General features: G+C 65.6%; 22 protein-coding genes. 21 read left to right on the top strand and 1 reads right to left on the bottom strand.

All coding sequences use genetic code 11. The features are described from left to right. Nucleotides 1-170 precede the first annotated feature (170 nt). The 19 genes from LV476_RS06490 to LV476_RS06400 all read left to right on the top strand — a co-directional run bounded on the left by LV476_RS06490 (nt 171) and on the right by LV476_RS06400 (nt 18,460). Complete coding sequence (locus LV476_RS06490; protein ID WP_250074568.1) at nt 171-1,427, top strand: N-acetylmuramoyl-L-alanine amidase; 1,257 nt, start codon at nt 171-173, stop codon at nt 1,425-1,427. Nucleotides 1,428-1,521: 94 nt separating this feature from the next. After that, the gene (gene mutL / locus LV476_RS06485; RefSeq protein WP_250074566.1) at nt 1,522-3,333 is read left to right on the top strand and encodes a DNA mismatch repair endonuclease MutL; all 1,812 of its coding nucleotides are present in this window, start codon (nt 1,522-1,524) and stop codon (nt 3,331-3,333) included. Between the two features lie 2 nt (nt 3,334-3,335). Further along, nucleotides 3,336-4,289, top strand: coding sequence for a tRNA (adenosine(37)-N6)-dimethylallyltransferase MiaA (gene miaA, locus LV476_RS06480; protein WP_349666001.1), 954 nt, complete (start codon nt 3,336-3,338; stop codon nt 4,287-4,289). A 202-nt stretch (nt 4,290-4,491) separates the two neighbouring features. Then, complete coding sequence (gene hfq, locus LV476_RS06475; RefSeq protein ID WP_250074563.1) at nt 4,492-4,743, top strand: RNA chaperone Hfq; 252 nt, start codon at nt 4,492-4,494, stop codon at nt 4,741-4,743. 5 nt (nt 4,744-4,748) lie between these two features. Further along, on the top strand, nt 4,749-6,101 hold the full coding sequence (gene hflX / locus LV476_RS06470; protein WP_250074561.1) for a ribosome rescue GTPase HflX: 1,353 nt from the start codon (nt 4,749-4,751) through the stop codon (nt 6,099-6,101). A gap of 147 nt (nt 6,102-6,248) precedes the next feature. Next, entirely contained in the window at nt 6,249-7,391 is a 1,143-nt protein-coding gene (gene hflK / locus LV476_RS06465; RefSeq protein WP_250074559.1) for an FtsH protease activity modulator HflK, read from the top strand. Beyond that, on the top strand, nt 7,388-8,290 hold the full coding sequence (gene hflC, locus LV476_RS06460; protein WP_250074557.1) for a protease modulator HflC: 903 nt from the start codon (nt 7,388-7,390) through the stop codon (nt 8,288-8,290). Before hflK ends, hflC begins: the two co-directional genes overlap by 4 nt. A gap of 12 nt (nt 8,291-8,302) precedes the next feature. After that, nucleotides 8,303-8,485, top strand: a complete 183-nt coding sequence (locus LV476_RS06455) for a DUF2065 domain-containing protein (protein WP_250074555.1) — start codon at nt 8,303-8,305, stop codon at nt 8,483-8,485. Between the two features lie 151 nt (nt 8,486-8,636). Next, complete coding sequence (locus tag LV476_RS06450) at nt 8,637-9,827, top strand: ATP phosphoribosyltransferase regulatory subunit (protein ID WP_250074553.1); 1,191 nt, start codon at nt 8,637-8,639, stop codon at nt 9,825-9,827. After that, the gene (locus LV476_RS06445) at nt 9,820-11,115 is read left to right on the top strand and encodes an adenylosuccinate synthase (protein WP_250074551.1); all 1,296 of its coding nucleotides are present in this window, start codon (nt 9,820-9,822) and stop codon (nt 11,113-11,115) included. Before LV476_RS06450 ends, LV476_RS06445 begins: the two co-directional genes overlap by 8 nt. A 204-nt stretch (nt 11,116-11,319) precedes the next feature. Further along, on the top strand, nt 11,320-11,586 hold the full coding sequence (rpsP, locus tag LV476_RS06440; RefSeq protein WP_250074548.1) for a 30S ribosomal protein S16: 267 nt from the start codon (nt 11,320-11,322) through the stop codon (nt 11,584-11,586). A 3-nt stretch (nt 11,587-11,589) separates the two neighbouring features. Next, a complete protein-coding gene (gene rimM / locus LV476_RS06435; protein ID WP_250074545.1) occupies nt 11,590-12,111 on the top strand; it encodes a ribosome maturation factor RimM in 522 nt (173 codons plus the stop codon). After that, a complete protein-coding gene (trmD, locus tag LV476_RS06430; RefSeq protein ID WP_250074543.1) occupies nt 12,111-12,887 on the top strand; it encodes a tRNA (guanosine(37)-N1)-methyltransferase TrmD in 777 nt (258 codons plus the stop codon). The genes rimM and trmD overlap by 1 nt, the downstream gene beginning before the upstream one ends. Nucleotides 12,888-12,903: 16 nt before the next feature. Then, nucleotides 12,904-13,251, top strand: a complete 348-nt coding sequence (gene rplS / locus LV476_RS06425; RefSeq protein ID WP_250074542.1) for a 50S ribosomal protein L19 — start codon at nt 12,904-12,906, stop codon at nt 13,249-13,251. A 233-nt stretch (nt 13,252-13,484) separates the two neighbouring features. Beyond that, nucleotides 13,485-15,368: a molecular chaperone HtpG gene (gene htpG / locus LV476_RS06420; protein ID WP_250074539.1), complete on the top strand. Its 1,884-nt coding sequence runs from the start codon at nt 13,485-13,487 to the stop codon at nt 15,366-15,368. A gap of 180 nt (nt 15,369-15,548) precedes the next feature. Further along, nucleotides 15,549-16,466: a UDP-3-O-acyl-N-acetylglucosamine deacetylase gene (gene lpxC / locus LV476_RS06415; protein WP_250076279.1), complete on the top strand. Its 918-nt coding sequence runs from the start codon at nt 15,549-15,551 to the stop codon at nt 16,464-16,466. A 196-nt stretch (nt 16,467-16,662) separates the two neighbouring features. Beyond that, nucleotides 16,663-17,166, top strand: a complete 504-nt coding sequence (locus tag LV476_RS06410; RefSeq protein ID WP_250074537.1) for a response regulator — start codon at nt 16,663-16,665, stop codon at nt 17,164-17,166. 59 nt (nt 17,167-17,225) lie between these two features. Then, entirely contained in the window at nt 17,226-17,783 is a 558-nt protein-coding gene (locus tag LV476_RS06405; RefSeq protein ID WP_250074535.1) for a flavin reductase family protein, read from the top strand. Between the two features lie 86 nt (nt 17,784-17,869). After that, nucleotides 17,870-18,460, top strand: a complete 591-nt coding sequence (locus LV476_RS06400) for a DUF2846 domain-containing protein (protein ID WP_250074533.1) — start codon at nt 17,870-17,872, stop codon at nt 18,458-18,460. Between the two features lie 6 nt (nt 18,461-18,466). On the opposite strand, the gene LV476_RS06395 is transcribed toward LV476_RS06400, so the two are convergent. After that, the gene (locus LV476_RS06395; protein WP_250074531.1) at nt 18,467-18,919 is read right to left on the bottom strand and encodes a DciA family protein; all 453 of its coding nucleotides are present in this window, start codon (nt 18,917-18,919) and stop codon (nt 18,467-18,469) included. Nucleotides 18,920-19,065: 146 nt separating this feature from the next. Here LV476_RS06395 and secA point away from each other — a divergent pair, with 146 nt between their 5' ends. Further along, nucleotides 19,066-21,867 (top strand): preprotein translocase subunit SecA, encoded by a 2,802-nt coding sequence (secA, locus tag LV476_RS06390; protein ID WP_250074529.1) that lies wholly within the window; start codon nt 19,066-19,068, stop codon nt 21,865-21,867. A 113-nt stretch (nt 21,868-21,980) separates the two neighbouring features. Further along, complete coding sequence (locus LV476_RS06385) at nt 21,981-22,733, top strand: hypothetical protein (protein ID WP_250074527.1); 753 nt, start codon at nt 21,981-21,983, stop codon at nt 22,731-22,733. Nucleotides 22,734-22,772 lie beyond the last annotated feature (39 nt).

The following is a 22,772-nucleotide window of genomic DNA, read 5'->3' as shown; positions in this document are numbered from 1 at the left end:
TAGTGCTTTTCTTGATGCGTTGGCGCCACATTTGGTGAATCGGGATCGTGTATCGGGTTTAGGAATGCCCGCTATCCTCTTGCATTTGTTGAAAAAATTCCCTTTTGGCGCACACTGTAAGGGCCGTGTGATGAAACACGATCTTGGGGCTGTGTTGCCAGAGGTGGAACATGAACAACTCAACCCAATCTGCCCGTGAAGCGCTCGCCTTGCTGGACGCCGAGCGTCGACGTTTTCTGCGTTCCGCGATCGGAAGCGGGGTAGCCGCCTTCGGCCTGCCGTTCGCCGGTTCGGCGTTCGCGGCGAGGTCGGTGGCGGTCTCGCGCGTCCAGGCCGGGCGCCACGAGCGTTTCACCCGCTATGTATTCGCGATCTCCTCGCCGGTCGATTTCGACACCCTGCTGCTCGACAATCCCGCGCGTGCCGTGATCGACGTGCGTTCCGCGCATCTGACCGGTGCCTCGCTGCCGTCGGCGCCGGACTCGCCGGTGGTCAAGGGGCTGCGGGCCGGCGTGCGCAACGGTCACGACCTGCGTCTGGTATTCGACCTCAAGAAGCGGGCCCGTCCCCAGATCATCATTTTGCCGCCGACCGACGGCGGTGATTATCGGCTCGTGGTCGACCTGCCGCATGGCGGTGGCGAGGAGACCGTAATTGCCGAGCGTCCCGATGTGCCGCAGCAGGAATCCGCGGCGCAATCCGGTTCCGGCGCATTCCGCGACCTGGTGGTCGCGATCGATCCCGGTCATGGCGGCAAGGATCCGGGCGCGATTGGCCGTCGCGGCACCCGCGAGAAGGACGTCGTCCTCAACATCGGTCTGCAACTGCGCGACCTGATCGCCGCCACGCCGGGCCTCACGCCGGTGATGACGCGCGACGACGACCGCTACATTCCCTTGCGCGGGCGCACCGAGATCGCCCGCAAGCACGAGGCGGACCTGTTCATTTCGGTGCACGCGGATGCCTTCCGCCTCTCCTCGGCCAAGGGAGCATCCGTCTATTGCCTGAGCCAGAACGGCGCAAGCTCAGAGGCGGCCCGCTGGCTGGCGGCCAAGGAGAACAGTGCGGATTTCGTCGGTGGGGCGTCGCTGGCGGCTCACGACAAGGACGTCGCCTCGGTGCTGCTCGACCTGGCACAGACCAAGACACTGGAATCCAGTCTCGATTTTGGTGATCGCGTGCTGCAGCACATCGACAGCGTCGCGGAGCTGCACAAGGAAACCGTGCAGCAGGCCGGTTTTGCGGTGCTCAAGTCGCCGGACATTCCCTCGATTCTCGTCGAGAGCGCCTTCATCAGTAATCCGCACGAGGAAAAGCGTCTGCGCAGTTCCTGGTATCAGCGCAAGATCGCCGAATCGATCCTCGAGGGTGTGAACAGCTACTACACGGCACACGCGCCGCAGGGCACCCGTTACGCCATGCTCTGACGGCGTCGGCCGAGGGCCGACGTCGCGCTTGTCACCGCGCCACCGGGCGGGGGACAATGAGGGTTTCGCTTCGTGCAGAGCCCTTGGGAGTCCCATGCCCGAAATCCGCCAGTTGCCCCAATCCCTGGTCAACCAGATCGCCGCCGGCGAGGTGGTGGAGCGGCCGGCCAGCGTCATCAAGGAGCTGGTGGAGAACGCCCTGGATGCCGGCGCCGACCGGATCGACGTCCAGGTCGCCGGCGGCGGGGTCAAGCAGCTGTCCGTTCGCGACAATGGCCACGGTATGACGCCCGAGGAAATGCCGCTGGCGATCGCGCCGCATGCCACCTCCAAGATTCGCGACCTCGACGACCTAGAGGCGGTTGCCAGCTTCGGTTTCCGCGGCGAAGCGCTCGCGAGCATCCAGTCCATCTCCCGTCTGCGGCTGGTGTCGCGTACGGCCGACATCGACCACGGCTGGGAGCTGACCCCCGGGGTGATTGACGAGCCTCGGCCAACGCCGGCGAAGCCCGGCACGCTGGTCGATGTGCGCGATCTCTTCTTCAACGTGCCTGCCCGGCGCAAGTTCCTGCGCACTGAACGCACCGAGTTCGGTCACGTCGACCAGTTGTTGCGCAAGCTCGCGCTGGCCAACCCCTCGGTGGCCTTTCGCCTGATCAACAACGACAAGGGCGTGCTCGACCTGCCGGCGGCGGATGCCGATGCCATCGAGGCGCGCATTGCCAAGGTCCTCGGACGCGCCTTTCTCGACCAGGCCCGCGAGATCGACTCGGCCGCTTCCGGCTTCGCGCTGACCGGCTGGGTGGCCAGCCCGCAATACGCGCGTGCCTCGACCGACCAGCAGTTGTTCTTCGTCAATGGCCGGGTGGTGCGCGATCGCCTGATCGCCCACGCGGTGCGTCGCGCCTACAGCGATGTGCTGCACCACGGTCGACATCCTGCCTACGTGCTCTCGCTCACGCTCGACCCGGCGGCGGTGGACGTCAATGTCCACCCGACCAAGGCGGAGGTGCGCTTTCGCGACGCCCGCAGCGTGCACGACTTCCTGTTCCAGACGGTGCACCGGGCACTGGCAGCCCCGGGCGGTGCGTCGGCCGCTGTCGAATCGGTCCCGCACGCGCCCTCGACGAGCGTGCCGGGTGGCGAGATGTCGGCGGCCCGGCCGGCATTCGGTTCCCCGGCGGGCGGTGCGACGACGGGCCGGGGCTCGCAGGGCTACCTGTCGCTGCTCGCCCACGGTCAGCAGCCGCAGGGCGTCCCGTCGGGCCTGGGTGTCGCCGAGCCGTTGCCGGCGGACGAGGAAATCCCGCCGCTGGGCTACGCGGTCGAACATCTGGGCGAGATCTACATACTGGCGCGCAACCGTGACGGGCTGGTGATTGTCGACGCCCACGCGGCCGCCGAGCGGGTCACCTACGAGCGTCTCAAGAGCACCTATCGAGAGCGGGGCCTGTCCGGCGCGCCGCTGTTGCTGCCGGTCGATCTGGCCGTGTCGCCGTCGGAGGCCGAGGCGTTCGAAAACTGGCAGGAGGCGTTCAGTGCGGCCGGCGTGATGATCGACCGGATCGGTCCGGAACGGGTCCGGGTGCGAGAGGTGCCGGCCATGCTGCGCGAGGCGGATATCGAAACCCTGGTGCGCGAGATGCTTGCCGAACTGCGGCGGGTACCGATGGCGGAGGACACTGTGCCACGGGCCATCGTCGACGAACGCATCGACGAGATTCTCTCGACCATGGCCTGTCACGGCTCGGTGCGCGCCAACCGCCGCCTGACGGTCGCCGAGATGAACGCGCTGCTGCGCGACATGGAGCGCACCGAGCGTTCGGACCAGTGCAACCACGGCAGACCCACCTGGCGGACGCTGTCGATCGACGAGCTCGACCGCTGGTTCATGCGGGGGCAGTGAGGGTGGCGTCGATCGACCGTTCCCCGCCCATCGTCGCCATCGCCGGCCCGACGGCTTCGGGCAAGACCGCGCTTGCCATGCGACTGGCCGATCGCTTGCCGGTGTCGATCATCTCGGTCGACTCGGTGATGATCTATCGCGGCATGGACATCGGCTCGGCCAAGCCGTCGCCCGACCTGCTGACTCGCTACCCGCACGAATTGGTCGATATCTGCGACCCGGCCGAGGCCTACAGCGTCGAGCGGTTCACACGCGATGCGCTCCATGCCATCGCCGCGGCGCGGGCAGCCGGCCGGGTGCCTCTGCTCGTCGGTGGGACCATGATGTACTTTCAGGCATTGCTGCGCGGCTTGTCGCGTCTGCCGCCGACCGAACCCGCGGTCCGCGAGGCTGTTCGCGAGGAGGCCGAGCGGGTGGGCTGGCCGGCGATACACGCGCAGCTCGCCGAGGTCGACCCCGAGGCCGCCGCCCGCATTCATGCCACCGATCCGCAGCGTATCGGCCGGGCGCTCGAGGTCCATCGGGCCACCGGGCAGAGCCTGACCGAGTGGCAGCGCCGTCATCCGCCGGTCTCGCCACTGGCCGACGAGCAAACGCTGCCGATCGCCCTGTGGCCGCGCAGCACCGCCCACACCCGTCAGGCAGTCGCCGAACGATTCGACGCGATGCTGGCCGCGGGTTTTCTCGACGAAGTCGAGGCGCTCTACCAGCGAGGCGATCTGCATGCCGGCATGCCGTCCGTGCGCGCGGTCGGTTATCGGCAGGCCTGGGCCTATCTGGCCGGCGAGACCGATCGGGCGACGATGCGCGAGCGCGCGATCACCGCCACGCGCCAGCTGGCCAAGCGCCAGCGCACCTGGCTGCGAGGCGCGAGCGAGTGGCAGGCGATGGATGCCGAGGCGACCGTCGCCGCCGAGGAGCGGATACTGAATTTTGTCGACCTGTGCCAATCTTGACGGGCCGGCGTGCATGGCCGAGTCGGGGCGCTACACTAGGCTCGCTGGCGGTGCGGGATTGAAAATGTCGGGCGTGCCCCCACTTCTAGGGGCTGAGCCAGGCGTCCGTGCCGCAAGGCGAGGATTGCCGGTTGTCGAAAGGCCGCCGAGAACGGCCCACCGGCCGACGGTATCGGTCGGAAGAATCACAAGAGGAAGAATCATGGCCAAAAGCCAGTCACTACAAGAACCGTTTCTCAACACGTTGCGTCGTGAGCACATTCCTGTGTCCATATATCTTCGCAATGGTATCAAACTCCAAGGTCAGATCGACTCGTTCGACAACTTCGTCGTGCTGCTGAAGAACAACGTCAGCCAGCTGGTCTACAAGCACGCCATCAGCACCATCGTGCCGACCCGGCCGGTCAACATCGACCCGGAGCCGAAGGGGCGTGACAACGGGGGTGACGAATAACCCCGATGGAGTTCTTCGAGCGCCACAAGGGCGGTGAACGGGCCGTGCTGCTGCACGTCGAGCAGCGGGCGGTGGATTCCAACGAGGATCTTTCCGAATTTCGTGAGCTGGCTCATTCGGCCGGAGCCGAGGTTCTCGCCGAGAGCACGGTCAACCGGCAGACGCCGGACCCGCGCCTGTTCATCGGCAAGGGCAAGGCCGAGGAGCTCGCGGAGATGGTCGCCGCTCACGAGGCCGAGCTGGTGATCGTCAACGCTCAGCTATCGCCGTCCCAGGAGCGCAACCTCGAAGCGCTGGTCAAATGCCGGGTGCTCGATCGCACCGGCCTGATCCTCGATATCTTCGCCCAGCGGGCACGCTCCCACGAGGGCAAGCTTCAAGTGGAGCTCGCCCAACTGAATCACCTTTCCACCCGGCTGGTGCGCGGCTGGACCCACCTCGAGCGCCAGCGCGGCGGCTCGATCGGTCTGCGCGGCCCGGGTGAAACCCAGCTGGAGATGGACCGCCGCCTACTCGGCGGTCGCATCAAGCAGCTCAAGGAGCGCATCGCGCGCGTCCGTCGGCAGCGTGCCGAGGGGCGCAAGGGGCGTCAGCAGTCCGATGTCCCGACGGTGGCGCTCGTCGGTTACACCAACGCCGGCAAGTCGACACTGTTCAACGCGCTCACCGTGGCCGAGTCCTTTGCGGCCAACCAGCTGTTCGCCACCCTGGACACCACCCTGCGTCGCGTCGAGATGACGCCGCAGTTGACGGTGGTCTTTGCCGATACGGTCGGCTTCATCCGCCACCTGCCGCACGAACTGGTCTCGGCGTTTCGCTCGACCCTCGAGGAAACGCTGGAGGCCGACCTGCTGCTGCACGTTGTCGACGCCGCCTCTCCCGAGCGCGACCGGCAGATCGAGGATGTCGAAGCGGTGCTCGAGGAAATCGGCGCGGGCAAGCTGCCGATGCTGACCGTGATGAACAAGATCGACCGCCTCGACGATGGTGCCGTGCGGATCGATCGCGACGCGACCGATGCGCCGACCCGCGTCTGGGTGTCGGCCAAGGAGAGCCTTGGGCTGGACGAGTTGCGCGAGGCGCTCGGCGAGCGGCTCGAGCCGAGCACCGTCAACCGTCGGCTGTTCATCCCCATGGCCGATGGCCGGCTGTACGCGATGCTGCAGGGCGAGGGCGGCGTGATCAGCGAAGAGGTCGACGAGAGCGGCTGGCACCTCGAGATCGGCCTGCCCGTCGCCCGCTGGGGGCAGATGCTGAAGAAGGAGCCTGGGCTGGCGGACATGGTGCTTGACGCACCACCGCAGGCCGAGCCCGAACCCTTCGAGCAGGTGCTGGCCGAACGCGACGAGCGACACTGACCGGCCGGTGCACGCGGTTGCCTCGCCTGCCGGCGAGCACTACACTTTGGCGCTGCCTTGCGCGCCCGCTTGTCGGCGCGGACAGGGCAGGATGTATCGAATACCCATTCCCGCCGGGCTCCCCGGCGGCAATCATTGGAGAAGCCCATGGCCTGGAATGAGCCGGGTGGCGGTAAGGATCCCTGGTCAAACCCTCGCGGCCGGGGCAAACCGCCCAACATCGACGATGCCCTCGGGCGCCTGAAAGATCGCTTCGGCGGTAGCGGTGGCGGCGGCATGGGCAATGCCGGCGGATCCAAGGGGATCCTTGCCATCATCGGGATCGTGCTGATCGGCTGGCTGATCTCGGGCATCTACATCGTCGATGAAGGCCAGCGCGGCATCGTGCTGACCTTCGGTAAGTACACCAGCACTGCCGGCCCCGGGCCGCACTGGCACCCGCCGTATCCGATCTCGGACGTGGTCACGGTCAACGTCGACCAGTACCGCGACCGCGAGCTGAGCATGTCGGTGCTGACCAACGACGAGAACATCGTCGAGGTCGATCTGGCGAGCCAGTTCACTGTGCTCGATCCGGTGTCGTTCCTGTTCAACGTGCGTGATCCCAACGGCACGCTGCAGGACGTCATGCAGAGCGCGACCCGTGAGGTGATCGGTTCGAGCCGCATGGACTACGTCCTCACCGACGGCCGTGTCGAGATCGTCGACGCGGTGCGCACCCGCATGCAGGAACTGCTCGATTCCTACCAGACCGGCCTGAACGTCCGCTCGGTCAACCTGCAGGACGTCCAGCCGCCCGAGCCGGTGCAGCCGGCCTTCGAGGATGCCATCCGGGCCCGCGAGGACGAGCAGCGCTACATCAACGAGGCGCTGGCCTACGCCAACCAGGTGGTGCCGCGTGCCCGTGGTGACGCTGCCCAGATCCTCGAGCAGGCGAAAGGCTACAAGGCGCGCGTGATGAACAAGGCCCAGGGTGAGGCAGCCCGCTTCGACGCGCTGCTGGAGTCCTACCGCATCGCGCCGTCGATCATCCGCGAGCGGATGTACATCGAGACGCTCGGCGACATCTACGCCAAGGGCAACAAGATCATTGTCGATCCGGAGAATGCCAACAACATTCTCAATCTGCCGGCCGGCGTGAAGGGTAGCGTCGTCCAGGAGACGGACAGCCGTAACACGGCGCCGCTCGCCGTGCCGTCGCTGACGACCGGACAGACCTTCGGTAGCGACTCGTCGAGCTCGTCCTCCAACAACAACCGCTCCGGTCTGCGCACGAGGGGGTCCGAATGAACTGGGTGACACGTCTGCTGCTGCCGCTGATCGTCGTGGTCGTGTTCCTGTACGCGACCGCGACCTTCCAGGTGGCCGAATACCAGGAGGGCGTGAAGTTCCGTCTCGGTGAGATCGTCGAGACCGACTTCGACCCGGGCCTCCACTTCAAGCTGCCGTTCGTCAACTCGGTGCGCCTGTTCGACACGCGCATCCTCTCGCTGTCCACGCCGCCCGAGCGGTTCCTGACCAGCGAGAAGAAGAACCTGATCGTCGACTACTACATCAAGTGGCGCATCACCGATCCGGCGAACTTCTACCGGGCGACCGGCGGTCAGGAAGGCGTGGCCGAGAGCCGGCTCAACCAGATCGTCAAGGACAGCATGAAGAGCCAGATCTCCAGCCGGACCATCGCCGAGGTGGTCTCCGGGGATCGTGACCTGTTCATGCGCAACGTGATCGAGACCACCAACCAGGACATCGAGGGCCTGGGTCTGGCGATCGTTGACGTGCGCATCATGCGGATCGAACTGCCGCAGGAAGTGCGCGAGTCGGTCTACTCGCGGATGGAGAAGGAGCGTTCCACGGTGGCCAAGGCGATCCGTTCGCGCGGTGAGGAGCAGGCCAAGCGCATTACCTCGGATGCCGATCGCCAGCGTGTGGTCATCCTGTCCGAGGCCGAGCGCGAGGCCGACCAGATCCGAGGCGAGGGCGATGCCAAGGCGGCCGAGACCTATGCCGAGAGCTACGGTCAGGACGAGGAGTTCTTCTCCTTCTACCGCAGCATCCAGGCGTACGACCAGGTGTTCGCCAACGGCAACGACACCTTCATCCTGAATCCGGCCAGCCCGTTCTTCCGCTACTTCCGGTCGCCGAACGGCGAGGGCGAGTCGGAAGGCGGCGCGCTGCCGGCGAAATAAGGTTTCGCCGGGATGATGGACGACCTGCTGCGGGTGTTCGGCCTGGTGCTGATCATCGAGGCGCTGCTGCCGTTCATCAGCCCGCGGGCCTATCGGCAGGCGGTCGCTCAGCTCGCCCTGACCCCGGACTCGCGGATGCGAGGCATCGCGTTGGCCGTGCTGTTGCTCGGCCTGGCGTTGTGGGTCTGGGGCTAGTTCCCGTCTCCGGCCATTGCAGGAACCCCAGCCCGGGCTGGGGTTTTTTGTGCGCCGCGTTTACAATACGCGGGTTTTGCCCGTGCCGTGACGGCCGATTCCGGTCGGCTGCGGCGCATCTGCCCACGAACCACTCGTAACCAGCAACAGCATGAGCAATCAGTCCCCCTGGATTCTGCCGGCCGGCATCGACGAGGTCCTGCCGGCACAGGCACGCCGTATTGAGCGCGTCCGCACCCGTATGCTCGAGACCTTCGATCGCTGGGGCTACGAGCTCGTGGTGCCGCCGATGGTCGAGTTCATCGACACCCTGCTGGTCGGTACGGGCGAGGATCTCGACCTCGATACCCTCAAGGTCACCGACGGCCTGTCCGGCCGTCAGCTGGGCGTGCGGGCGGATATGACCCCGCAGGTCGCCCGGATGGACGCACACAGTCTGCCGGCCGTCGACGAGCGTCGCCTGTGCTACATCGGCACGGTCATTCGCGCCAAGACCGACGGCCTCGGTGGCTCTCGTGCGCCGATGCAGGTCGGGGCCGAACTGTTCGGCTGTGACGGGCCCGAGGCGGACGTGGAAGTGATCTCGCTGATGACCGAGGCGCTTGCGGTGGGCGGCTGCCGGCAGCTGACCCTCGACCTGGGACACGTCGGTGTCTTCCGGGCGCTGGTGCGGGCGGCCAATCTGGACGAGGCCCGGGAAGACCAGCTGCGCGACGCGCTGTCGCGCAAGGCCGTCCCCGAAATCCGCGAGACGCTCGCCGGCTGGTCGTTGGATCCGTCGATTGCCCGCGCCATCGAGTCGCTCTGCGACCTGCACGGCCCCTGGCAGAAGATCCTCGACGAGGCGAAGGGACGGCTGTCGGACGTGCTCGATGCCGACGGTCAGGCGGCACTGGAACGCCTGGCCACCGTCGCCGAGGCCATCCAGGCACGCATGGCCGGCGAGGTGTTGGTGGACCTCTCCGAACTGCACGGCTATCACTACCAGACCGGGCTGGTCTACGCGGCCTACTCGCCGCGTATGGGGCGCGAGATTGCCCGTGGTGGTCGTTACAACGACATTGGCCAGGTGTTCGGCCGTTCGCGTCCGGCACTGGGCTTCTCGCTCGACCTGCGCGATCTGCTCGGTGAGGGTGGCGACGAGGAGTCGTCCCGTCAGACGGTCTACGCACCGGCGCGGTTGAACGACGAGGCCCTCGATCGGGCCGTCGCCGAACTGCGCGAGCAGGGCTATCGTGTGATCACGACCAAATCGATTCCCGACGGCGCGCCGCAACTGGTCGCCGTCGACGAAGGACAGAAACAAACTTGGCAGCTAACGGGTGAATTGGACCATGGGTAAGAGTGTGGTCGTCCTCGGGTCCCAGTGGGGCGACGAGGGCAAGGGCAAGGTCGTCGACCTGCTGACGGAAAACGTCGGCGCGGTCGTGCGCTTCCAGGGCGGGCACAATGCCGGCCATACCCTGGTGATCGACGGCGAGAAGACCGTGCTGCACCTGATCCCCTCGGGGATTCTGCGTGAAGGCGTCAAGTGCCTGATCGGCAATGGCGTCGTGCTCGCCCCCGACGCGCTGATCGAGGAGATCGAGCAGCTCGAGTCCCGTGGCGTGCCGGCCTCCGATCGCCTGATGCTCTCCGAGGCCTGCCCGTTGATCCTGCCGCATCACGTCGCTCTGGATAAGGCGCGCGAGCATGCCCGCGGCGAGCAGAAGATCGGCACCACCGGCCGCGGTATTGGGCCGGCCTACGAGGACAAGGTCGCCCGGCGCGGCATTCGCCTCGAGGACATCTTCCACCGCGAGCGGCTGGCCGCGAAGCTTGGCGAGGTGCTCGATTATCACAACTTCGTGCTGCGCCAGTACTTCGGCGCCGAGCCGATCGACTTCCAGCAGACGCTCGATCGCCTGCTGGCCCAGGCCGAGATCCTCGCGCCGATGGTCGGTGACGTGCCGGGCACGCTTGCCCAGATGCGCTCGCAAGGCCGCAATCTGATGTTCGAGGGCGCGCAAGGCACGCTGCTGGATATTGATCACGGCACCTACCCGTACGTGACTTCCTCGAACACCACTGCCGGCGGCGCCTCGACCGGCAGCGGCGTGGGCCCGCTGGAGCTCGATTACGTCCTCGGCATCACCAAGGCCTACACCACGCGTGTCGGTGGCGGGCCGTTCCCGACCGAGCTCGAGGACGAGGTCGGCGAGCGGCTGGCCAAGCGCGGCCACGAGTTCGGTTCGACCACGGGCCGGGCGCGTCGCTGTGGCTGGTTCGATGCTGTCGCCCTGCGTCGCGCGGTGCAGATCAACAGCCTCTCCGGCCTGTGTCTGACCAAGCTCGACGTGCTCGACGGCATGGAAGAGGTGCGGATCTGCATCGGCTACGAGATCGAAGGGCAGCGCATCGAGAGCGCGCCGTTCTCCGCGGACACCTACTCGCGCTGCGAGCCGATCTACGAGACCATGCCGGGCTGGCAGGACACCACGGTCGGCATCAAGGAAGTCGACGGGCTGCCGCAGGCCGCTCGCGATTACATCCGCCGGATCGAGGAATTGACCGGCGTGCCGGTGGACCTGATTTCCACCGGTCCGGACCGTGAGGAAACCATCGTTCTGCGGGACCCGTACGACGCCTGAGCGTTCGCCGAGTCCCGCTTTTGACCTGCCCGCCGGAAAATCGGTGGGTTGCAGGTCTTTATTTCTGCGAAAAAATCCGTAAAATCGCGCCACTTGAATTTCCCTCGGTGAATTGCCGAGGCTGCGAGATCGGTCAACTGGCTGGCCGGCGTCGTCGTCGACGCAGTCTGGCAGTCACTACTCCAACAGGAATCGTTAAGCGTTATGGTCAAGATTCGTCTGGCTCGTACTGGTGCCAAAAAGAAGCCCTTCTACCACGTCGTCGTTACCGACAAGCGCAATGCGCGTGATGCCGGCTCGTACGTCGAGCGCATCGGGTTCTTCAACCCGGTAGCCCGTGGTCAGGAAGAGCGCCTGCGCCTGGACCTGGATCGCGTTGCCTTCTGGCAGGAACGCGGTGCTCAGACCAGCGAGCGCGTTGCTTCCCTGGTTCGCCAGAGCAAGAAGCAGGCGACGGCCGCCGCCGAGTAAGGCGTGACGGCGTCGGCGGGACCGGCCGATCCGGTCGTCATCGCCCAGCTCGGCCGTCCCTACGGCATCAAGGGCTGGGTATGGCTGCAGGTGTTTACCCGGCCGGTCGAGAACATCAAGCGCTACCGGGACGTCTACCTGCGGGATGACCGCGGTCAGGTCCGCCCGGCGCGCATCGAGAAGCTGGCGGTGCATCCCAAGGGGGTCACCGTCAAGCTCGACGGGGTCGAGGATCGCACCGCCGTCGAACAGCTCGGTCGGGTCGAGCTCGTGGTGGGGCGCGAAGCGTTGCCGCCGGCCGGCCCGGAGGAGTACTACTGGCGCGATCTGATCGGTTGCGAGGTAGTGCACGTGTCGGGGCAGTCGCTCGGGCAGGTGCGGGAAATGATGGAAACCGGTGCGAACGACGTGCTGGTGGTCGACGGCGACCGGGAGCGGTTGATTCCGTTCCTGCCGGACGAGGTGATCCTGGCCGTCGATCTGGACGCCCGGCGTATCGAGGTCGACTGGGACCCCGAGTTCTGATGCGGATCTCGGTGGTGACCCTGTTCCCCGAGCTGGTGGACGCGGGGAACCAGTGCGGCATGGTCCGTGCGGCGATCGAGAAGGATCGCCTCAGCGTCTCGGGTTACAATCCGCGCGACTGGTCGACCGACCGCAATCGGCGGGTCGACGACCGCCCCTTCGGCGGCGGTCCGGGGATGCTGCTGCAGCCGGAGCCCATCAGTCGCACGATCGATGCGGCGGTGGCGGATGCCGGGGCGCAGCGGCCTCTGGTCGTCGCGCTCTCGCCGCAGGGCAAGCGGCTCGATCGGCATGTGATTGCCGACTGGGCCGAGCGGGAACAACCGCTGGTCCTGGTCTGCGGTCGCTACGAGGGCTTCGACCAGCGGATACTCGACTCCCGCGTGGACGTCGAGTATTCCCTCGGGGACCTGGTGCTCTCCGGGGGCGAACTGGCGGCGATGGTCGTGGTCGATGCGATCGCCCGCCGCCTGCCCGACGTGGTCGGGGATGCGCAGTCGGTGGTCGAGGACTCGTTCGAGGCCGACCGGCTGGATCACCCGCACTACACGCGGCCGCCGGAATGGGAAGGCCGCGACGTGCCGGCGGTGCTCGCCAGCGGTGACCACCGGCGCATCGCCGACTGGCGGGCCGAGCAGGCACTGCTGACAACGGCCCGGCGGCGACCGGACCTATTTTTGCAACACGGGCCGTCCGCAAAGGAGCGGGCGGCGCTGGAAAGACACTGGCTCGCGGGACGCGATGAAACCCCGGGCAGCCAACAGACACGCGATTGATAACAGGTGGCGGAAAATGAACGAGATCATCAAGCAAATCGAAGCCGATCAAATGACCCGCGAGGTGCCGGAGTTCGGTCCCGGCGACACGGTTTCCGTCGACGTCCGGGTAAAGGAAGGTGACCGCGAGCGCCTGCAGGCGTTCGAGGGCGTCGTGATTGCCAAGCGCAACCGCGGCCTCAACTCTTCCTTCACCCTGCGCAAGTTCTCGTACGGCGAGGGCCTGGAGCGTGTCTTCCAGACCTACAGCCCGCAGATCGCCGCCATCAAGGTCAAGCGTCGCGGTGACGTCCGTCGCGCCAAGCTGTACTACCTGCGTGGCCGTACCGGCAAGGCTGCCCGTATCCGCGAGCGCCTCGGCTGATCGGATCCGGATTGACCGGATCAACCCCCGCACCGCTGGTGTCGGGGGTTTTGCTTTTTCTGGGGCGGTGATTTGCGGCGCGGCACTCGAGCATCACCGGTGACGTCACTGACCCGTTCCGGGACTTGAAAATCCCCGCAGGCGCCCCCATCTCCATCGCGTCGACGAGGCCGGCGTGTCGTTGGTCCGTCATCCGTATTCGAAACCGAGTGACAACACGGAGACCCGCTTCCATGAGTCAAGCCCAGACGCATGCCTTCCAGACCGAGGTGAAGCAGCTGCTTCGCCTGATGATCCATTCGCTGTACTCCAACCCGGAGGTATTCCTCCGCGAGCTGATCTCGAATGCATCGGATGCCTGCGACAAGCTGCGTTTCGAGGCGCTCGCCGATGACGGCCTGTACGAGGACGACCAGGATCTCCGCGTTCGGGTGTCGTTCGATGCCGAGAAGAAGACCGTCACCATCGACGACAACGGCATCGGCATGAACCACGAGGAGGTGGTCGAGCACATCGGCACCATCGCTCATTCGGGCACCAAGGCCTTCCTCGAGCAGCTGGAGGCGGACAAGCAGAAGGATGCCAACCAGATCGGCCAGTTCGGCGTGGGCTTCTACTCGGCCTTCATCGTCGCCGACCACGTCGAGCTGACCACCCGCCGTGCCGGCGTCGGCGCCGAGCACGGCGTGCGCTGGACCTCCAACGGCGAGGGCGAGTACACCATCGAGACGGTCGACAAGCCCGAGCGCGGCACCCGCATTGTGCTGCACCTGCGCGAGGACCAGCAGGAATTCGCCGACGACTTCCGCCTGCGCTCGGTGATCCGCAAGTACTCCGACCACATCAACTTCCCGGTGCAGATGTGGGTGCCGCCCAAGACCGAGAAGGACGACGAGGGCAACGAGACGGAAATCCCGGGCCGCTGGGAGACCGTGAATGATGCCAACGCCCTGTGGACCCGGCCGAAGAGCGAGATCTCGGACGAGGAATACACCGAGTTCTACAAGCACGTCTCGCACGACTGGGAGCCGCCGCTGACCTGGGCGCACAACCAGGTCGAGGGCAAGGTCGAGTACACCTCGCTGCTCTACATCCCCAAGCGCGCGCCGTTCGACCTGTTCGAGCCGGAGCAGAGCCACGGCGTCAAGCTGTACGTCAAGCGCGTGTTCATCATGGACGACGCCGACAAGCTGATGCCGCGCTACCTGTGCTTCGTTCGCGGCGTGATCGACTCGGCCGATCTGCCGCTGAACGTCTCGCGCGAGATCCTGCAGTCCAACCGCGTGCTCGATACCATCCGTTCGGGCTCGGTCAAGCGCGTGCTCTCGCTGCTGGAGAAGATGGCCAAGAACGAGCCGGAGAAGTACGCCGAGTTCTGGCAGACCTTCGGCCGGGTGCTGAAGGAGGGCGTCGGCGAGGACCCGGCCAACAAGGAGAAGATCGCCGGCCTGCTGCGCTTTGCCTCGACCAAGGGCGAGGGGAGTGACGAGACGGTCTCGCTGGCCGACTACATCGAGCGGATGCCCGAGGATCAGGACGAGATCTACTACATCATCGCCGACTCCTACCAGGCCGCGCTCGCCTCGCCGCATCTCGAGATCTTCCGCAAGAAGGGCATCGAGGTACTGCTGCTCTCCGATCGCGTCGACGAGTGGGTGATGGCGCATCTGACCGAGTTCGACGGCAAGACCCTCAAGTCGGTCACCAAGGCCAAGGTCGATGTCGACGAGGAAGACGAGGACGAGTCCGAGGAGGAGAAGCAGGAGCACGAGGCGCTGATCAACCGGCTCAAGGAGACCCTGGGCGAGGAGGTCAAGGACGTGCGCCGCTCGCGCCGTCTGGTCGACTCCCCGGCGTGTCTCGTCACCGACGAGGGCGATGTCAGCCTGCATCTGCAGCGCATCCTCGAGCAGGCGGGTCAGGCGATGCCCGAGACCAAGCCGATCCTCGAGATCAACCCGGACCACCGTCTGCTCAAGCAGGCGGAAAAGGAATCCGACGATTCCCGCTTCGCCGACATCGCGCATGTGCTCTACGGTCAGGCGATGCTGGCCGAGGGTGGCAAGCTGGGGGATTCGGCGGACTTCGTCAGCCGACTGAACCGCCTGCTGGCCTGACGGTCAGATATCTCGGCGCCCGTGAGAACCCCCGGCATGCCCGGGGGTTTGTCGTATGGGTGCCCTGTCCACGGACGGAAGCCTGTCGCAAGGGCGGGGGAATCCACCACGAACGTCGTGTTTTTCTGCGTCCATTAGCATGCGATAATTACCCGATTTACCGGCTTGGGTTCTTCGATCTTGGTTCAGCAACGCACACTCCGAAACACCATCCGCGCCACGGGCATCGGTCTGCACACCGGCGAGCAGGTCCGTCTGACGCTCCGTCCTGCGGACGTGGATACCGGTATCGTCTTCCACCGGGTCGACCTCGGCGAGAACGCGATCATTCCGGGTCATGCGTTCAATGTCGGCGAGACCCAGTTGTCCACCACGCTGGTGAAGGATGGTGTGAAGATTTCCACCGTCGAACACCTGATGTCCGCCCTCGCGGGTCTGGGTATCGACAACTGCCGCGTGGAGATCGACGGCCCTGAAATGCCGATCATGGACGGCAGCGCCAGCCCGTTTGTCTTCCTGATCCAGTCGGCGGGCATCGAGGAGCAGGATGCGCACAAGCGCTTCATCCGCATCCTCGAGCCGGTCGAGGTGGTCGACGGCGACCGCTGGGTGCGCTTCGACCCGCACGAGGGCTTCCGCGTGGCGATGTCGATCGACTTCAATCACCCGGTGCTCGACAAGTCCGCGCGCCTGGCCGAGATCGACTTCTCCTCGACCACCTTCGTCAAGGAAGTGGCTCGTGCCCGCACTTTCGGCTTCATGAGCGACCTCGAGATGATGCGCTCGCGCAACCTTGCCCTGGGCGGCTCGGTCGACAACGCCATCGTTGTCGGCGAGGAGCACATCCTCAACGAGGACGGTCTCCGCTACGGCGACGAGTTCGTCAAGCACAAGATCCTGGATGCGATCGGCGATCTCTACCTGCTCGGCTGCAGCGTGATCGGCAGCTTCACCGGCCACAAGTCGGGGCACGCGCTCAACAACCAGTTGCTGCGCGCGTTGCTGGCGAAGGAGTCGGCCTACGAGACGGTCACCTTCGAGAACGAGGAGCCACCTCCGGTGTCGTTTTCCCGCCCGGCGGCGCAGGTCGCCGAGTGAAGCAAGGCGGTTGAAGAAACGCCCGGTTCGCGCCGGGTTTTTTCTTGCTCGGTGGAGTCGTTGTTACGGCCAGTGCCGGGTTGCTGGACAACCCCAGTGGATTGGGCAAAACTGTTTTCCGGTTTCGACAGGATCGTCGAGCCAGTGACCGGCCAGGAGGGCCGGCACGAACAACCACAGCACAGGGAGAAGTGTCATGGGCTACATGCCGCGACTGGGCAGCCTGCTGGGGCTGCGTACGTCTGCCGACCGTCGCCGAGGTCGTCGTTGGGAGGCCTCGCGCGGGCTGCGGATCCTGGTGATCGATGACTCGCGCACGGTGGTCAAGATCTTGAGCCGGATGCTCAGCCAGAACGAGTTCGAGCCGATCGGTGCCGGCGATGCCGAGGAGGGCCTGCAACTGGCCCGTCAGTCCCCGCCGGACCTGATCTTCCTCGACATCATCCTGCCCGGCATGAACGGCTTTGCGGCCCTGCGGCGCCTGCGTCAGCACCCGGCCACCGCGGACATCCCGATCATCATGATCAGCGGCGACGAGCAGTCGATGGCCAAGATGGTGCTTGACCGGCTGGGCTCGGACGACTTCATGAAAAAGCCCTTCGGTCGCGCCGAGGTGTTCACCCGCATCGAGCGGCTGGTTCGTGATGGCCGGCTGCCGCAGCGGCGCAAGCCCTCGGCCTTCGATCCGCAGGCGATCTGAACGTCTGATCGGCTGCGGCGTGGTTCGCATCCCGCCGGCAGCTGGCCTAGATTTTCCGTATGGAGAAATCACGCAAGGCCGATTTTCCCGTCGAACGCGTGCGCCACTACCTCGAGCCCGGCCCGGTGGTGCTGGTGTCGTCGGCCTGTGACGGCGAGCGCGACATCATGACGCTGGGCTGGCACACGGTGATGGAGTTCTCGCCATCGCTGGTCGGCTGTCTGATTTCGGCGGGCAATCACAGCTTCGAGCTGGTTCGCCGCTCAGGAGAATGCGTGATCAACCTGCCGACTGCCGCGATGGTTGATACGGTGATCGGAATCGGCAATACCCACGGTGACGCGATCGACAAGTTCGACCACTTCGGCCTCACTGCCGAGTCATCCGATAGGGTGGCCGCGCCGGCCATCGCCGAGTGCCATGCCCAGTTCGAGTGCCGCCTCGTCGATGATCGCCTGGTGACCGACCGCAACTTCTTCGTCTTCGAGGTGATTCGTGCGCGGGTCGCCCCCGAACCGGCCTGGCCGGAAACCCTGCACTACACCGGGGACGGGGTGTTCATGATTTCCGGACGGCACATCGATCGGCGCCAACAGTTTCGTCCGGGCATGCTCTGACGCGCATAAAGTCGTTCCCCGTCCTCCGGGATCGCAGTAAAGTCGGGCTGACGATTGGTACATGGGCGCATGCGAGGGACGACGATATGACGCGACTCTACGGACTCTTCACCCTGGTGGCGGCGCTCCTGTTGCTTGGCGGTTGTGCCTCGGTGCCGATGGCATCCATGGAGGCGGATGCCGAGGCAAAGGCCTTCACGCCCGCTGCCGACAAGGGCGCGCTGTACATCTTCCGTGACGAGGTGTTCGGTGCGGCAATCCCCATGACCGTGTCGGTCAATGGCCACGTCATCGGTCAGACGGCGGCCAACAGCTATTTCTGGCTGGAACTCGAGCCGGGGCGCTACCGGGTCGAGTCACACACCGAGAACGTCTCGACTCTGCCGGTGACCGTGGCGACCGGCGAGAACACCTACGTCTGGCAGGAAGTGAAGATGGGCATGTGGATGGCCCGCAGCCTGCTGCAGGAGGTCGATGCCGAACGCGGTCGCCAGGGCGTGGTGGACTCGAAGCTGGTCGAGGCGGATCTGCCCGCAGGCGGCATCCAGCCACTCAACGGTGACGCTCCCGATTCGCCGGGCGAGCGTTTGCGCGAACTCAAGCAGTTGCGCGACGAGGGGGTAATCACCGGTGAAGAATACGAGCGCAAGAAGACCGAGCTGCTCGATGCGTTGTAGGCGGGCCTACTCGGCGTCGGGGTCGAGCAGCCGGGCGAGCCGGCCGAGTGAGCGCGACAGGGCCGGGTCGGCCTGTGCCTCGGCCAGGCAGCCCAGCGCCTGGCTGCCGGAGCGCGATGGCGGGCGCTCGCGCTTCTGCGGCGGATTGCCGGGGGTGGGGCGGTCGGCAACGACACGCACACGAATGCTGGCCGGCTTCGGCGCCCCCGGGTGATCCTTGAGCGCCTCGTGCAGGCGCGCAAGCAGATCGTTCGCCTCGAAGCGCATCCGGCTTGCCATGGCCGCGCTGCCCACGCCGAGGGTCAGCATGTGCTCGTCGACATTGAGTACCTGCACCGATTGGCCAGCCCGCCCCGATACCAGTCCGTCGACGATCGCCTGGTAGCCGCGGATCAGGGCGACGCGGTCGAGTATCCCGGCCAGGGCGGGGTTGTTCCGGCGGTACTGTTCGAGCTTCATCGCGCGGCCTTTCTGCTGCGAGTGTGGCGGGCGTGCGGCCCGGCTCAGTACCTATCATTATCCACGCATCTGCCGTAAGATTCAGCGCATTTACTTCCATTTGCCGCGCGGCTTCCGGCGTGGTTTTCGCTTTTCACGGGAATGACATGATTGGATCGCTTGCAGCCAAGGTTTTCGGTACGCGCAATGACCGCCAGGTCAAGAAGCTGAGGAAACGCGTCACGGAGATCAACGCCCTCGAAGAGGCGACGCAGGCCCTGTCCGATGAGGAACTGAAGGGACGCACCGAGGAATTTCATCAGCGCTGGAGCGACGGCGAGAGCCTCGACTCGCTGCTGCCGGAGGCATTCGCCGTCTGTCGCGAGATGAGCCGGCGCGTCATGGGCATGCGCCACTTCGACGTGCAGCTGATCGGCGGCATGGTGCTTCACCAGGGCAAGGTCGCCGAGATGAAGACCGGTGAGGGCAAGACACTGGTCGCGACACTGGCCGTCTACCTCAACGCCATCACCAAGAAAGGCGTGCACGTGGTTACGGTCAACGATTACCTGGCCAAGCGTGACGCGGAATGGATGGGGCGCATCTATACCGCGCTGGGCCTGACCGTCGGCACGGTGGTGCCGGGGATGGATGCGCGCGCCAAGCGTGACGCCTATCACTGCGACGTCACCTACGCGACTAACAACGAGCTCGGCTTCGACTACCTGCGCGACAATATGGCGTTCTCGACCGAGCAGATCATGCAGCGTGAGCCGGCGTTTGCGATCGTCGACGAGGTTGACTCGATCCTGATCGACGAGGCGCGTACCCCGCTGATCATTTCCGGCCCGGCAGCCGATTCCTCGGACACCTACCTGAAGATCAACGGCCTGATTCCGGAGCTGGAAAAGCAGGCGCGCGAGGAGCCGAAGGACGACGAGCCGCCGCTGACCGAGGATGAGATCGGCGATTTCACGGTCGACGAGAAGAACAAGCAGGTCTTCCTCACCGAGCGCGGTTTCGACAAGGCCGAGGAGCTGCTGATCCAGGCAGGCCTGCTCGAGGAAGGCGAGTCGCTGTACGACTCGCACAACATCATGCTGCTCTCGCACCTGACCTCGGCCCTGCGAGCACACGCGATCTACAAGCGCAACGTCGACTACATCGTCAAGGGCGACGACGTGGTGATCGTCGACGAGTTCACCGGCCGTACGCTCGCCGGTCGGCGCTGGTCCGAGGGGCTGCACCAGGCCGTCGAGGCCAAGGAAGGCGTGACGATCAAGCCGGAGAACCAGACCCTCGCCTCGATCACCTTCCAGAACTACTTCCGCCTCTACCCCAAGCTTGCCGGCATGACCGGTACCGCCGAGACCGAGGCGCGCGAGCTGGGCGAGATCTACGGCCTGGACGTGATCCAGATCCCGACCAACCGGCCGATCCAGCGTGTCGACCACGGTGATCTGGTCTTCCTGACCGCGCAGGAAAAATACGACGCGATCACCAAGGACGTCCAGGCGGCGCGCGATCGCGGTCAGCCCACGCTGGTGGGCACCGCCTCGATCGAGGCCTCGGAGATCATTTCCGAGGCCCTCAAGAAGGCCGGCATCCCGCACAACGTCCTCAACGCCAAGAACCACATGAGCGAGGCGGAGATCATCGCCGAGGCCGGGCGCCCGGGGGCGGTGACCATCGCCACCAACATGGCCGGTCGGGGCACGGACATCGTGCTGGGCGGCAACCTCGAGCAGGAAACCCTGGCGTTGGGTTCCGAGGTATCGGACGAGGAAAAGCGCCGCGTCGAGAAGTCGTGGGAGGAGCGCCACCAGCAGGTGCTCGAGGCCGGTGGCCTGCACGTGGTCGGTACCGAGCGCCACGAGTCGCGTCGGGTCGACAATCAGCTGCGCGGCCGCGCCGGTCGTCAGGGCGATCCGGGCTCCACCCGCTTCTTCCTGTCGCTCGAGGACAGCCTGATGCGGGTATTCGCCTCCGACCGCGTTTCGGGCCTGATGAAGAAGCTCGGCATGAAGTCGGGCGAGGCGATCGAGCACCCTTGGGTCTCGCGTGCGATCGAGAACGCCCAGCGCAAGGTCGAGGGCCACAACTTCGACATGCGTAAGCACTTGCTCGACTACGACAATGTTGCCAACGAGCAGCGCAAGGTTATCTACGAGCAGCGCCGGGCGGTCATGGCGACCACCGACACCCGGCCGATCGTCGAGTCGATGCGCCGCGAGGTGCTTGCCGACCGCTTCCGTCGCTTCGTGCCGACCGGCGCGCTCGAGGAAATGTGGGACATCGAGGGGCTCACCGCCCACCTCAAGGAAGATTTCGGTCTCGACTTCCCGCTGCAGAAGTGGCTGGACGAGGACGACGAGCTGACCGACGACACCCTGCTCGACAAGATCATCGAGACCGCGCAGCGTCACTACGAGGCCAAGGAAAAGCTGGTCGGCGAAGACAACCTGCGCCAGTTCGAGAAGGGCGTGCTGCTGCAGGTGCTCGATGCCCAGTGGAAGGAGCATCTCGCGGCGATGGACTACCTGCGCCAGAGCATCGGCCTGCGTGGATATGCGCAGAAGAATCCGACGCAGGAGTACAAGCGCGAGGCCTTCGAGATGTTCGGCAAAATGCTGGACGACATGAACTACGAGATCATCCGCACGCTCACCCGCCTGCAGATCGCCGCGCCGGAGGGCATGGAGCAGGACGACATCAATTCGATGCTCGACGAGTTGGTCGACAACCCGCGGGTTGATCCGAGCCAGTTGCGCACCCGCCACGAATCGGTCTCGACATTCGACGAATCCGAGGAGCCGGCTGCCCCGGCCCGTCAGGCAGGGCAGGGCGAGGCGGCCGGTGAGGCGCCGACCCGGCCGGTGCGTCGCGAGAATCCCAAGATCGGCCGCAACGACCCCTGTTACTGCGGCTCGGGCAAGAAGTACAAGCACTGCTGCGGCCGCCTGTCGTGACTGGGGCGCCCGGCCGTCCTGCACGCCGGGTCCGTGCTGCCTGAAAAGGCCCGCCTGTGCCGCGTATTTTCAAGAGACGGAAAGGGCGCATCACGTTCCTCTCGCGGCACGTGATGCTCGATCATCTGGCCTGGGAGGTCCTGGGCGGGCTGCCCGCTGATCTGCAGACATGTCACGAGCGGGTGCTCGTGTTCTGCGGCATCCACAAGGGGTTCGGGCTGGCCTGGCTGCGTCGCGGCTACAAGGTCGCGCTGCAGACCGAGCAGATGTACGACCAGAACGGCAAACCGCTCTGGGGGCAGTCCCGCAAGCGGGCACGGCGCCTGTCGTTCGCCGCCCGGCATGCCGATCTCGTTCTGGATCTCTCGCCGGCCAACCGACCGTTCTACGAGACGCATTACCCGGGCGCATTGGCTGAGGGCAAGGTCCGCTTCGGGCCGTATCTGTTTCCCAGCCAGCCGCTGGCGTTCGACCCCGATGGTGACGAGTGTGTGGCGTTCTTCGGCTCGATTGGTGACGGGCGCCGGGCGGACGTGATCGATCGTATCGACGGGTTTCAGGTGCGCCAACTGGTGTCCGGCACCTTCTTCGACGATCTCTACCGCCAGGTGGGTGCTTGCTCGGCGGTCCTTAATGTCCACTTCGAGGACGGGGTGTACACCGAGGCGCCGCGGTTGCTCACCAGCCTCTACTGCGGCAAGCCGCTGGTCTCCGAGCCACTGGGCAAGCCGTTCGTTTCGGGCGAGCATTACATTCCGATCGAGGCGTACGGCACCGTCGACAACCGGGCGGTGTTCGAGCGGCTGTCGCGTTTCGTGAGCGACAACCTGTCGTTCGAGCGGTTTTTGCGGGACAACCGTATCTAGGGCCATGTGGCACACTCGTCCCCAGCGGGTTTCGCAGGG

It is taken from the genome of Guyparkeria hydrothermalis (genome assembly GCF_023555385.1).
Classification (GTDB): domain Bacteria; phylum Pseudomonadota; class Gammaproteobacteria; order Halothiobacillales; family Halothiobacillaceae; genus Guyparkeria; species Guyparkeria hydrothermalis_A.
Note: the sequence above shows the minus strand (reverse complement) of the source record. Positions and strands in the feature narration are given on the sequence as shown.

Excerpts from the sequence above, each read along its gene's own strand:
- LV476_RS06490 (WP_250074568.1), top strand. The coding sequence starts at position 171 with ATGAACAACTCAACCCAATCTGCCCGTGAAGCGCTCGCCTTGCTGGAC.
- mutL (WP_250074566.1), top strand. The coding sequence starts at position 1,522 with ATGCCCGAAATCCGCCAGTTGCCCCAATCCCTGGTCAACCAGATCGCC.
- hfq (WP_250074563.1), top strand. The coding sequence starts at position 4,492 with ATGGCCAAAAGCCAGTCACTACAAGAACCGTTTCTCAACACGTTGCGT.
- hflX (WP_250074561.1), top strand. The coding sequence starts at position 4,749 with ATGGAGTTCTTCGAGCGCCACAAGGGCGGTGAACGGGCCGTGCTGCTG.
- hflK (WP_250074559.1), top strand. The coding sequence starts at position 6,249 with ATGGCCTGGAATGAGCCGGGTGGCGGTAAGGATCCCTGGTCAAACCCT.
- hflC (WP_250074557.1), top strand. The coding sequence starts at position 7,388 with ATGAACTGGGTGACACGTCTGCTGCTGCCGCTGATCGTCGTGGTCGTG.
- LV476_RS06455 (WP_250074555.1), top strand. The coding sequence starts at position 8,303 with ATGATGGACGACCTGCTGCGGGTGTTCGGCCTGGTGCTGATCATCGAG.
- LV476_RS06450 (WP_250074553.1), top strand. The coding sequence starts at position 8,637 with ATGAGCAATCAGTCCCCCTGGATTCTGCCGGCCGGCATCGACGAGGTC.
- LV476_RS06445 (WP_250074551.1), top strand. The coding sequence starts at position 9,820 with ATGGGTAAGAGTGTGGTCGTCCTCGGGTCCCAGTGGGGCGACGAGGGC.
- rpsP (WP_250074548.1), top strand. The coding sequence starts at position 11,320 with ATGGTCAAGATTCGTCTGGCTCGTACTGGTGCCAAAAAGAAGCCCTTC.
- trmD (WP_250074543.1), top strand. The coding sequence starts at position 12,111 with ATGCGGATCTCGGTGGTGACCCTGTTCCCCGAGCTGGTGGACGCGGGG.
- rplS (WP_250074542.1), top strand. The coding sequence starts at position 12,904 with ATGAACGAGATCATCAAGCAAATCGAAGCCGATCAAATGACCCGCGAG.
- htpG (WP_250074539.1), top strand. The coding sequence starts at position 13,485 with ATGAGTCAAGCCCAGACGCATGCCTTCCAGACCGAGGTGAAGCAGCTG.
- LV476_RS06410 (WP_250074537.1), top strand. The coding sequence starts at position 16,663 with ATGGGCTACATGCCGCGACTGGGCAGCCTGCTGGGGCTGCGTACGTCT.
- LV476_RS06405 (WP_250074535.1), top strand. The coding sequence starts at position 17,226 with ATGGAGAAATCACGCAAGGCCGATTTTCCCGTCGAACGCGTGCGCCAC.
- LV476_RS06400 (WP_250074533.1), top strand. The coding sequence starts at position 17,870 with ATGACGCGACTCTACGGACTCTTCACCCTGGTGGCGGCGCTCCTGTTG.
- LV476_RS06395 (WP_250074531.1), bottom strand. The coding sequence starts at position 18,919 with ATGAAGCTCGAACAGTACCGCCGGAACAACCCCGCCCTGGCCGGGATA.
- secA (WP_250074529.1), top strand. The coding sequence starts at position 19,066 with ATGATTGGATCGCTTGCAGCCAAGGTTTTCGGTACGCGCAATGACCGC.
- LV476_RS06385 (WP_250074527.1), top strand. The coding sequence starts at position 21,981 with ATGCTCGATCATCTGGCCTGGGAGGTCCTGGGCGGGCTGCCCGCTGAT.